Annotated in this window: 12 protein-coding genes and 1 rRNA gene; 7 read left to right on the top strand and 6 right to left on the bottom strand. The window is 69.5% G+C overall.

Annotated elements, in window-relative coordinates:
* Positions 1 to 11: 11 nt before the first annotated feature.
* Positions 12 to 455 carry a DUF4442 domain-containing protein gene (locus ACIBK1_RS39700; RefSeq protein WP_030511420.1) on the bottom strand — a complete coding sequence of 148 codons (444 nt, stop codon included), beginning with the start codon at positions 453 to 455 and terminating at the stop codon, positions 12 to 14.
* An 81-nt stretch (positions 456 to 536) separates the two neighbouring features.
* On the opposite strand from ACIBK1_RS39700, the gene hisN reads away from it, so the two are divergent.
* Positions 537 to 1,322 (top strand): histidinol-phosphatase, encoded by a 786-nt coding sequence (gene hisN, locus ACIBK1_RS39705; protein WP_030511419.1) that lies wholly within the window; start codon positions 537 to 539, stop codon positions 1,320 to 1,322.
* Between the two features lie 249 nt (positions 1,323 to 1,571).
* The gene (locus ACIBK1_RS39710; protein WP_030511418.1) at positions 1,572 to 2,321 is read left to right on the top strand and encodes an NPCBM/NEW2 domain-containing protein; all 750 of its coding nucleotides are present in this window, start codon (positions 1,572 to 1,574) and stop codon (positions 2,319 to 2,321) included.
* A 36-nt stretch (positions 2,322 to 2,357) separates the two neighbouring features.
* Here the strand turns inward: ACIBK1_RS39710 and ACIBK1_RS39715 are convergent, their stop codons facing one another.
* Positions 2,358 to 3,164, bottom strand: a complete 807-nt coding sequence (locus ACIBK1_RS39715) for a fructosamine kinase family protein (protein WP_036408627.1) — start codon at positions 3,162 to 3,164, stop codon at positions 2,358 to 2,360.
* Entirely contained in the window at positions 3,151 to 3,609 is a 459-nt protein-coding gene (locus tag ACIBK1_RS39720; RefSeq protein ID WP_030511416.1) for a low molecular weight protein-tyrosine-phosphatase, read from the bottom strand. The genes ACIBK1_RS39715 and ACIBK1_RS39720 overlap by 14 nt, the downstream gene beginning before the upstream one ends.
* A 164-nt stretch (positions 3,610 to 3,773) precedes the next feature.
* Here ACIBK1_RS39720 and pstS point away from each other — a divergent pair, with 164 nt between their 5' ends.
* The 5 genes from pstS to ACIBK1_RS39745 are packed head-to-tail and all read left to right on the top strand — an operon-like array spanning position 3,774 to position 8,275.
* Complete coding sequence (pstS, locus tag ACIBK1_RS39725; protein ID WP_076442224.1) at positions 3,774 to 4,889, top strand: phosphate ABC transporter substrate-binding protein PstS; 1,116 nt, start codon at positions 3,774 to 3,776, stop codon at positions 4,887 to 4,889.
* 42 nt (positions 4,890 to 4,931) lie between these two features.
* Entirely contained in the window at positions 4,932 to 5,873 is a 942-nt protein-coding gene (gene pstC, locus ACIBK1_RS39730; RefSeq protein WP_231514129.1) for a phosphate ABC transporter permease subunit PstC, read from the top strand.
* On the top strand, positions 5,870 to 6,754 hold the full coding sequence (pstA, locus tag ACIBK1_RS39735; RefSeq protein ID WP_030511413.1) for a phosphate ABC transporter permease PstA: 885 nt from the start codon (positions 5,870 to 5,872) through the stop codon (positions 6,752 to 6,754). The genes pstC and pstA overlap by 4 nt, the downstream gene beginning before the upstream one ends.
* A 3-nt stretch (positions 6,755 to 6,757) precedes the next feature.
* Complete coding sequence (pstB, locus tag ACIBK1_RS39740) at positions 6,758 to 7,534, top strand: phosphate ABC transporter ATP-binding protein PstB (protein WP_030511412.1); 777 nt, start codon at positions 6,758 to 6,760, stop codon at positions 7,532 to 7,534.
* Between the two features lie 36 nt (positions 7,535 to 7,570).
* On the top strand, positions 7,571 to 8,275 hold the full coding sequence (locus ACIBK1_RS39745) for a response regulator transcription factor (RefSeq protein ID WP_231514128.1): 705 nt from the start codon (positions 7,571 to 7,573) through the stop codon (positions 8,273 to 8,275).
* A 115-nt stretch (positions 8,276 to 8,390) separates the two neighbouring features.
* Here ACIBK1_RS39745 and ACIBK1_RS39750 read toward each other — a convergent pair whose 3' ends face one another.
* From ACIBK1_RS39750 to rrf, 3 genes are all read right to left on the bottom strand, one after another.
* Positions 8,391 to 9,137 (bottom strand): phosphotransferase family protein, encoded by a 747-nt coding sequence (locus ACIBK1_RS39750; protein ID WP_396740796.1) that lies wholly within the window; start codon positions 9,135 to 9,137, stop codon positions 8,391 to 8,393.
* Positions 9,138 to 9,188: 51 nt separating this feature from the next.
* The gene (locus tag ACIBK1_RS39755; RefSeq protein WP_396740798.1) at positions 9,189 to 10,262 is read right to left on the bottom strand and encodes a phosphotransferase family protein; all 1,074 of its coding nucleotides are present in this window, start codon (positions 10,260 to 10,262) and stop codon (positions 9,189 to 9,191) included.
* Positions 10,263 to 10,973: 711 nt separating this feature from the next.
* Positions 10,974 to 11,039 (bottom strand): 5S ribosomal RNA (gene rrf, locus ACIBK1_RS40655); the annotation flags it as partial.

An 11,039-nucleotide genomic window follows, 5' to 3' on the forward strand; every position in this document is an offset into this window, starting at 1 on the left:
CGAGTGAGGGGTCAGGCCGCGCGGTTGGGGCGCAGGGTCCAGGAGACGGTCATCTCCGAGACGACGACGTCTTCGGCGTTGCGGATCTCGACGGCGACCTCGAACTCGGGCCGCTCCCCCGCGTCCAGCAGGGCGACGACCGCCTGCCGCTCGGCCCGGAGGGTGGCGGCGGCGGTGACCTCGCCCATCGCGAGCTTGCGGTAGCCGATCCTCGCCTCGGTCGCCAGCGGCACGGCGCGGGACAGTTGGTCGCCGAAGGCCGAGAGCATGGCCGCGCCCGAGGCGGTCTCGGCCAGTGTGAACAGGGCGCCGGCGTGCGGGCCGCCGACGTGGTTTCGCAGGTCTCCCCGGTCGGCCAGGCGGGCGACCGCCTCACCGGAGCCGATCGAGTCGAACGTGATGCCGAGCAGCCGCGCGAACGGAACGCTGTCGAGCATGAAGGCGCCGATGTCCATGGCCGGGATGTTACCTGTCGGTATGGCTTGGAGTGATTCTTCCTCTGATGTCAGCAGGTCGCCGCACGATACGTTGGCCCTGTGACGGAGTACCGCGACGACCTGCACCTCGCGCATCTGCTGGCGGACGCCGCCGACGACATCACGATGCGCCGTTTCAAGGCCGTGGACCTCAAGGTCGACACCAAGCCCGACCTCACGCCGGTCAGCGACGCCGACCGGGCCGTGGAGGAGGCGATCCGCGGCACGCTGCGCCGTGCCCGGCCCCGCGACGCCGTCGTGGGCGAGGAGTTCGGGATGACCGGCTACGGCATGCGCTCCTGGATCGTCGACCCGATCGACGGCACCAAGAACTACGTACGCGGAGTCCCCGTGTGGGCCACGCTGATCGCGCTGATGGAGCACGGCAAGGTCGTCGTGGGCGTGGTCTCGGCCCCGGCGCTCGGCCGCCGCTGGTGGGCCGCCAAGGAGAGCGGCGCGTGGAGCGGACGGAGTCTGAGCAAGGCCACGCGCTGTGAGGTGTCCTCGGTCGGCCGTCTCGACGACGCCTCCTTCTCGTTCTCCGACCTGGACGAATGGGAGAAGGCCGGGCGGCTCGACCCGTTCCTCGACCTCACCAGGGAGTGCTGGCGCACGCGCGGCTACGGCGACTTCTGGTCGCACATGATGGTCGCCGAGGGCGCCGTGGACATCTCCGCCGAGCCGGAGCTGTCCCCCTGGGACATGGCCGCTCTCACGATCATCGTCGAGGAGGCCGGCGGCTCCTGCACCTCGCTCGACGGCGCCGCGCCCCTCGACGGCGGCAACCTCGTCTGCACCAACGGCCTGCTCCACGGCGAGGTCCTCAAGCGCCTGTCCCCGCGCTGAGCCGCCTCCCGGCTTTCCGGATCATTTGGGCAGTCACCGCCTTCGCGGCCCGGCGGGACTGCCCAAAAAAATGCCTTTATAAGGGTATTTTTCAGCGTAAACGGTAGTGAAATCCGGCCGACTCGGCGGGAATTCGTGTTCCTCTTGTGACACCCACACCGCCAACCGGCTTCTCGTGGATCGCGTCGAAATACCGGACGCGCAAGCGGCCTTCCCAGCCCACGAGTGGATCGAGCCGGAATAACGACGATGAGCGCACCAGCCAAACCCCGGAAAGCCCAGGACGATCAGGGCGACAAGGAGCGGAGAAACGCCCGGAGAATAGCGTGGATCAGCGGCATCCTGACCTTCGCCGGCACGCTCATCACCGCCGGATCTGCGGTCGCGGTCGCCGTCATCACCGCCCCCGACACGGTGCGGGACGTCGTCGGAGACAGGATCGCGGTGACCCACACGGCCACGGCGACGGCGACGGTCACCACCACGGTCACCGCCGGCCCGGCGGCCCCTTCCCCGCAGGCGAGCGCGGCGGACGCCACTACGGGCGGCACCGCCGCGACGTCCCTGACCCGCCCGGCCGCCGTCGACGTCGACGGCTGCGGCCCGCCGGGAGGGTTCAGCAACGACTGGCTCGACCGCTCGGTCACCCTCGCGGGTTCGGACGAGCAGTTCAACGCCATGACGTGCCGCGTCGAAAGCTCGGGCGCCGTGGCCGGATACCTCGACTACGTGGTGCCACAGAACGCGACCACGTTCACGGCGAAAGTGGGAATCGACCGCGCGTCACCCAACACGTCGGCGAGAGTGCGATTCTCCGTCGTCGACCTTGACGACAACGTGCTCGCCCAACAGGTGGCGACGTACACGAACGCGCCGGGCATCACCGCCCGGGTCTCGGGAGTGCCGCGAATCCGCCTGAAAATGACGGTCGTCAAGAGCAGCGGCGTCTCGGGCTCGAATTATTTCCGGTCCGCGTGGATAAATCCCTCCTTCGGCTGACAAATATCCTTTCGGGATTCCTTGTGGCCGGCCTGGTCACAAGGCGAGGACGTCGCCCGCGGCGGTGAGGAGGCTGCCGCGGTACGCCTCGCCGAACAGGCAGACGTGGACGGCGAGCGGGTGCAGCTGATGCAGGGGCACGCGCTCGCGCCACCCGTCCGCGAGGGGCGCCGCCTCCCGATAGGCCGCGAGGATCGTGTTGAGGTGCGGCGCCCCGAACAGCGCCAGCATCGCGAGGTCGGTCTCCCTGTGGCCGCCGTGGGCGGCCGGGTCGACCAGCACGACCCCGTCCGCGGACCACAGCAGGTTTCCGCTCCACAGGTCGCCGTGGATCCGGCTCGGCGGCTCCGCCGGCCCGGCGACCTCCGCCACCCGGTCGCACGCCTCCTCGACCAACTCCACGTCCGCGGCCGACAGCGCGCCGCGGTCGCGCGCGAGCCGTACGAACGGGAGCACGCGGCGAGACACGTAGAACGACGGCCAGTCCGGCGCGGGCTCGTTGCCCATTGGAAGCTCGGCGATGTAGCCGGGCCAGGGGGCGCCGAAGCCGTCGGCGCCGGCCGCGTGCAGGGCGGCCAGCACACGCCCGAACCGCTCGGCGGCCCCGGCCGTCGCGGGGGCGGTGTCGATCCACTCCAGCACCAGCGTGCCGCCGTCCGCGGAGATCACCTCGGGGACGGCGACCGCCCCCGGCTCGGCCAGCCAGCGCAGCCCCGCCGCCTCGCTGTCGAGAACGGCAGACGCGTCCGAGCTTCTCTTGACGAACACCCTGCGGCCGTCGCCGAGCACGCCCTCGTGCAGCGTCCAGGCGTGCCCGCCACCGAGATCCCTAGTGATCCTCAAGGTGCTTGGCCACCCCCTCGCAGGCGGCCTCGACCATCCGCAGCACCTCGACGAAGCCCTCGCGTCCGCCGTAGTAGGGGTCGGGCACCTCGGCGCCCTCGGGGGCGGCCGGGTCGAACGACCGCAGCAGCCGGACGTCGGCGTCCGGCGGGGCGATCCGTCGCAGGGCGCGCAGGTTGTCCTGGTCCATCACGAGGATGAGGTCACGCTCGGCGAACCACGCCCGGTCGAACTGGCGGGCCCGGTGGGACGACCCGTCGTAGCCGTGGTCGGCCAGCGTGGCCAGGGCCCGCTCGTCCATCGGCTCCCCCGCATGCCAGCCGCCGGTGCCGGCGCTGTCCACCTCCACGTCGAGCCCGCGTTCGGCCAGCGTACGGCGCAGCACCACCTCGGCCATCGGCGATCGGCAGATGTTCCCCATGCAGACCAGACATACACGCTTCATGAACTCAATCCTCTCCCATAACGCCCGTGACCTGCTCGTTATCTCTTCTCAGGCCTCGCAAGAGCGACCGGGGGCGTTCACTGCCCGTTCACCTTTACCAAGGGTTTAGGTCACCTTGGCTCCCTACCGTCCCTGGTGTTGAGAAGACATGGGGAGGAACAACCGTGAAGTATGCAGGCCGGCTCGCCGCCGCCACTATCGTCGGCGTGCTCTCGCTCGCCGCATGCGGGACCGATGACAACACGAGCACCGCGGGGGGCACCTCCAGCGCCGCCGCTCCCGCTCAGGGCGACGACACGCTGAAGGGCACCATCAACGCCGCCGGCTCCTCGGCCCAGGCGAACGCCATCGCGGAGTGGAAGAAGAACTTCCAGTCGTCGAACCCCGGCGTCAGCATCAACTACAACCCGAGCGGCTCCGGCGCCGGTGTCCAGGCGTTCATCCAGGGCACGGTGGCCTTCGCCGGCTCCGACTCGGCCCTGAACGACGAGAAGGGCGAGCCCGCCCAGGCCGACGCCCGCTGCAAGACCGGCAAGGCGATCAACCTGCCGATGGTGACCGGCCCGGTGGCCGTCGTCTACAACCTGCCGGGCGTGGACGGCCTCCAGCTCTCGCCGAAGACCATCGCCGGCATCTTCAACAGCAAGATCACCAAGTGGGACGACCCGGCCATCAAGGCCGACAACCCCGACGCGCAGCTGCCCTCGACCGCCATCCAGGCGTTCCACCGCTCGGACGAGTCGGGCACCAGCGACAACTTCACCAAGTTCATGAAGGCCACCGCCGACGCGGACTGGCCGTACGAGCCGGCCAAGGCGTGGCCCGCCGAGGCGCAGGGCCAGGGCTCCAAGGGCTCAGACGGCATCGCGTCCAGCGTCAAGAGCACCGAGGGCGCGATCAGCTACGTCGAGCTGTCCTTCGCCGACAACTCGCAGCTGCAGAAGGCCAAGGTCGCCAACGGCGCCGGCGAGTACGTCGAGCTCACGCCGGAGAGCGCGGGCAAGACCGTCGAGGCCGCGGAGATCGCGGGCACCGGCAACGACCTCAAGCTGAAGATCGACTACGGCACCAAGGCCGCGGGCGCCTACCCGATCGTGCTCGTGACGTACGAGATCACCTGCGAGAAGGGCCTGGCGGCCGAGGACGTGACCCTGGTCAAGTCGTTCCTGACCTACACCTCCAGCGACGAGGGCCAGCAGGCGCTGACCAGCCTCGGCTACGCCCCGCTGCCGTCGAGCCTGCTCGGCAAGGTCCGCACCGCCGTCGAGGCGATTTCCTAACAGATGGCGACATCAACCAGAACCAGGGAGAGCGGGCCGGCCATGCGCCGGTCCGCCTTCCGGCGCAGCCGCGGCGACGGCCCGTTCCGCTTCGCCTCGACCGGGGCCGGTGTCGTCCTTCTGGCGATCATGGCCGCGATCGGGGTGTTCCTGGTCGTCAAAGCCGTCCCCGCCCTCCAGGCGAACACGTCCCACTTCCTGACCGAGCTGACCTGGCAGCCGAACGCCACCAAGCCGGTCTTCGGCATCGCGGCGCTCGCCTTCGGCACCGTGCTGAGCTCGCTGCTCGCGCTGCTCATCGCCACCCCGGTCGCGATCGGCGTCGCGTTGTTCATCTCGCACTACGCGCCCCGGCGGCTCGCCTCCGTCCTGGGCTACGTGGTGGACCTCCTCGCGGCGGTCCCCAGCGTGGTGTACGGCCTGTGGGGCGTCACCTTCCTCGTGCCGTTCATGCTCGGCCCATCGAAGTTCCTCAACGACTACCTCGGCTGGATCCCGCTCTTCGGCGGTGACACCGTGGTCGGCAAGAGCATGCTCACCGCGTCGCTCGTGCTCGCGATCATGATCCTGCCGATCATCGCCGCGATCTCCCGCGAGGTCTTCCTGCAGGCCCCCAAGATGCAGGAAGAGGCCGCGCTCGCGCTCGGCGCGACGCGCTGGGAGATGATCAGGATGTCGGTCCTGCCGTTCGGCCGGCCCGGCGTCATCAGCGCCGCCATGCTCGGCCTCGGCCGCGCGATGGGCGAGACGATCGCGGTCGCGCTCATCTTCCCCGCGACGTTCAAGATCTCGTTCCAGATCCTCGGCCCGTCCGGCAACAGCATCGCCGCCAACATCGCCAACGGCTTCGGCGAGGCGACCGAGGTGGGTCGCGGCGCGCTGATCGCCTCGGGTCTCGTCCTGTTCGTCATCACCCTGCTGGTGAACATGGGCGCCCGCTTCGTCATCGCCCGCCGCAAGGAGTACGCGAGGGCCGCAGCATGACCGTACAGACCGGAATCCAGCCGATCTCCGCGGCCCGGCGAGCCAAGGACCGCTTCGTCCAGGTGCTCGTCTACCTGGCGTTCGCGCTCGCGGTCATCCCGCTGCTGTCGGTGCTGTGGCTCGTCGTCAAGAACGGCATGGGCCGCTTCGACATGGAGTTCCTCACCCACTCCATGCGCAACATCGGGGCACGCGACGCCGGCGGCGGCGCCTACCACGCCATCGTCGGCACCCTCGAACAGGTCCTGCTGGCCTCGCTCATCGCGGTCCCGATCGGCCTGCTCACCGCCGTCTACCTCGTCGAGTACGGCGAGGGCGGACGGCTGTCACGCACAATCAGCTTCTTCGTGGACGTCATGACCGGCGTCCCTTCCGTCGTTTCCGGGCTCTTCGTCCTGGCCTTCTGGATCCTCGTGCTCGGCATGCCGTTCTCCGGCTTCGCCGGCGCGCTCGCCCTGTCGATCCTGATGATGCCGGTCGTGGTCAGGTCGGCCGAGGAAATGCTCCGCCTGGTCCCCCGGGAGCTGCGCGAGGCGTCGTACGCGCTGGGCGTGCCCAAGTGGCGCACCATCGTCAAGGTCGTGCTGCCCACGGCCTTCACCGGAATCGTGACCGGCGTCATGCTGGCCGTGGCCCGCGTCGCCGGTGAGACCGCGCCGCTGCTGCTGACCGTCTTCATCACCGACTCCATCAACGTCGACCCGTTCAACGGTCCCCAGATGGGGCTTCCGCTGTACGTCTTCGATCAGGCCGGCCGTCCGACGGACACCGCGATCGACCGGGCCTGGACCGGCGCGCTCACGCTGATCCTGATCGTCATGCTGCTCAACCTGGTCGCACGCCTCATCACCTGGTGGCGTTCGCCCGCGAGGAGGAGGTAAGGAATGGCCAAGCAGATCGAAGTCGCGGGACTCGACGCGTACTACGGCTCGCACAAGGCGATCGAGGGCATCTCGATGACGATCGAGCCGCGCTCGGTGACGGCCTTCATCGGCCCCTCGGGCTGCGGGAAGTCGACGTTCCTGCGGACCCTCAACCGGATGCACGAGGTCATCCCCGGCGCCCGGGTCGAGGGCAAGGTCCGCCTCGAGGACCAGGACCTGTACGGCGCGGACGTCGACCCGGTGTCGGTCCGCCGGACCATCGGCATGGTCTTCCAGCGGCCGAACCCCTTCCCCACGATGTCCATCTTCGACAACGTGGCGGCCGGGCTCAAGCTGAACGGCCGCTTCTCCCGATCGGAGCTGGACGGCATCGTCGAGGACTCGCTCAAGGGCGCCAACCTCTGGAACGAGGTCAAGGACCGGCTGGGCAAGCCGGGCGCGGGCCTGTCCGGCGGCCAGCAGCAGCGCCTCTGCATCGCCCGCGCGATCGCCGTACGCCCGCAGGTGCTGCTCATGGACGAGCCGTGCTCGGCGCTCGACCCCATCTCGACGCTGGCGATCGAGGACCTGATCTCCCAGCTCAAGCAGGACTACACGATCGTGATCGTGACGCACAACATGCAGCAGGCCGCCCGGGTCAGCGACAAGACCGCGTTCTTCAACCTGGCCGCGCAGGGTCAGCCGGGCAAGCTCGTCGAGATGGACGAGACCTCGAAGATCTTCACCAACCCGGCCGAGAAGGCGACCGAGGACTACATCACGGGCCGCTTCGGCTGATGCCCGCTTCCGGTTGACTGCATTGGAGGGACCTGGGTGACGGCACCCGCAGTGGAGGGGGACACTCGGACGGCGCCCATGCTCCTGGTGGCCGATTCGGACGCGGGTCTGGTGCGGCAGCTCTCGGCGGCGATGCAGGCCGAGGGGGTCGACGTCACCGGCGTCCCGGACGGCGCCCAGGCGCTGTTGCAGGCCGGGGCGCTCCGGCCCGACGCCGTGTTGATCTCCGCCTCCCTCCCCATCGTCGGCCCCGTCGAGTTCGTCCGCGCCGTACGGCGCATGCGAGCCGTGCCCGTCCTGCTCGGCATCGACTTCGGAGGCGATGCCGAGCAGGCCCTGCAGGCTCTGGAGGCGGGCGCGACGGCCTGCGTGGCCAGGCCATACCGCGTGCCCGAGCTTCTCCCCCTCGTCCAGGCGGCATTCCGGCGGCAGGACGGCCACCGGACCGTGCTGACGATCGGCGACGTGGAGCTCGACGTGACGGCGTATCAGGTGAAGGTCGGCGGCCGTGTCGTGCACCTGCCGCTGCGCGAGTTCGAGCTGCTGCACTTTCTGATGCGCAACGCGGACAGAACGGTCACCCGCGAGCAGATCATGCGCAACGTCTGGCACTCGGCCGACGGGACGTCCACCAACACCATCGCCGTTCACGTCAAACGCCTGCGCGCGCGGCTGGGCGACGTGGAGGACACGATGATCCAGACCGTGCGGGGAGTGGGCTACCGGTTGGTCACCGGCTGACCCCACCGGGGCTGGCTGCCGGGCCGCACCGAAGCGGTCCGCTTGGCCGCCCGGACGCAGCGGCACGCGGACGACCTCCGGGCCGCGAACCCCGGACGACCGGAAGGTCCTGGCCTCACGACCGGGATCTCAGCACGTCGATCTCACAGCCCGGCGCGAACGGGTCGAAGCCGTGCTCGAGCAGCCAGCGGACATTCGACAGGCTTCGCAACGACCACCACGCGCGGATCACGTCGAGGTCGACGCCGGCGCCGTAGCCGGCGACGACGTCGCCGAGATGCTCCTCGTGTCCGAGCGTCAAGGTGGCGAGGTCGTACAGGGCGTCACCCTGGCCGGCCTCGGACCAGTCGATGATGCCCGTGATCTCGTCGCCGTCGACGAACACGTGATCGATCTGCAGGTCGCCGTGCGTGAAGACCGGTGTCCACGGCCGGAGCGCGGCCTCGGCGACCTGGCGGTTGCGGGCGACCAGGCCGGCGGGCAGGACGCCGTTCGTCACGAGCCACTCGCACTCGCCGTCGAGATCCGCCGCCAACTCGTCGAGGAGCCGGCCGGCCTGGCCGGGCCTGGGCGGCAACGGCGCGTCATGCAACCTCCGGATGGCGGCTCCCGCCGCGGCCCACGCTGCAGTGGACGCGGTCGACGGCTCGCCGAGGCGGCCCAGCGCCGTACCCGGAAGTGCGGCGATCGCGAGCACCGGCGGCTTGTGCCACAGGACCTTCGGGGTCGGGACCGGCACCACGGCCATCGCCTCGACCTCGGCGTCGATGCGCGCCCGATCGGCGTCCACCTTAAGGAACACGTCACCGACGCGCAGGGTCGCGCGCTCGGAGTGGGCGACGACCACTTTGACCTCATCCATGGGCGACCAGTATCCCGAGGATGATCGTCGACGTCACCGGGTTGATCGCCCTCAGGCGAAGGTACGGCCGAGGTGGGCCAGACCGGCGTCCGCGTACGATCGCACGCCCGAGCCCGCCCGGACGCCTGAGCACAGGCCATAGGCGATGTCCTCCAGCAGCGCGCACCGGGCGTAGAAGACGACCCGCTCGTGGTCCGCGTCGTCGTGGTGCCCCTCGTAATACGTCAGCGTTCGCTCGTAGACCTCGGGCCCGAGGTCCCGGTAGACGAGCGCCAGGTCGTACGCGGGATCGGCGATGGCCGCATCGGTCCAGTCGATGACGCCCGTCAGGGCGCTCGTCTCGACGTCCACCAGCAGGTGCTCGCTGCCCAGGTCGTTGTGGCAGAACAGCAGCAGGCCGGGCTCGGCAGGGACCGCGGCGCCGAGGAAGTCCTCGACCTGTCGCCGGGCCGCAGGCGGCACCTGGGCGACGATGTCCCGGTAATGCCCTTCGGCCTCCTCCAGGAGCTCGCTCAACGGAAAGGTGTCACGCGGTACGAACGCCTCCATCCGCTCCACCGGCGCCGCGTGAACCCGGCTCAGGAAATCGCCCAGGGGAGCCGCCAGACGCGTGGGCTCTTTGACCGGGTGCAGGTTCAGCGGACGCCCCGGCAGCTTGCGATACGCGATCACGCCCGCCTCCTCATCCACGAAAATCGGCTGAGGCACCGGCAGCGGCGACAGCTCACTCACGACCGCGAGCAACGCCGCCTCTCGCCGCACCGCTTCACCACGCAGAGCTGAGTCGCGATGGAGAGCTGGAGCACCGCGGAGATCCGCCTCACTGGGACGAGCCGAATCGTCCTGGAGATCTCTGTCACCGCTGGGAGCCGAGTCGCCATAGGGAGCCGCGTCGTCTCGGGCAGCCAGATCATCACGGGCGGCCAAATCACCACTGGCAGACGAGCCGCCTTGGGGAGCCGAGCCGCTATGGGGAGCCCAATCATCGATCTTGCTCTGCCGTATGACCAACTCACCATTGACCTCGTACGCCGCGTTGTCCTGTCCCTCGCCCAGCCGTTCGACGGTTCTGACCTCGTAGCCGGACAGGTGGCGGGCCAACAAGCGGATGATTCGCTCGGTCACCTCCGCAACCCTAGCCATTAGCGAGAGGGGCGAGCGTCGTGGAGCATCACTGCACCTGGAGCCGAATGCTTCGCGGTCGGTGGAGCGTTGCGCCCGGTTGCCCGGGGGTTCGGTGAGAGGAGTTGGGGTCGGCTTGCTTCACGGTCGGGGTCGCGGTCGGTCGGGTGGGGGTCGCGGTCAGTGGGGTGGGGTTGGGGTCGGGTGGGTTGGGACGTCACTGCGCCGGCCGGAAGCTCCGGTCCTCGCGAAGCCCGCTCCGCTGGGCCTTCGCTGCGGTCCTCCCTCCCGCCCGCTCCGCTCCTCCCGCATGCCGCCCGCGCCGCCGACAACGTCGCCCCGTGACACGAGCCGGCCCACACAACGAACCAGCCAGGCAACCCCACACCAGCCCACACAACGCCGCGTAGGCCAGGGGGACACCCCCTCCCCGCGTCCCTCAGCGCCCCTTCCACGAGTGCCCCCGGAAAACGGGCCCCCGGAAGGAACGGCCCCCTAGACAGGCCCCCGAAAGAACGGGCCCCGGACATGCGAAAGCCCCGGCCAACACGACCGGGGCACCACCCACCAAACGAAACCGCAGCAGACGCGGGGGAAAAACACACACACCCGCCGGCGAAACACCCACCACGGGAACCCAGAGAAAAGAAAAACCCCCCGGGAAATGCGGAAGGGCCACCCCAACAAGGATGGCCCTCCCACATACCAAAGATTGTCCGGCGGCGTCCTACTCTCCCACACCGTCCCCGGTGCAGTACCATCGGCGCTGGCAGGCTTAAC

Origin of the sequence: Microbispora rosea (genome assembly GCF_044460045.1) — a bacterium.
GTDB lineage: Bacteria > Actinomycetota > Actinomycetes > Streptosporangiales > Streptosporangiaceae > Microbispora > Microbispora rosea.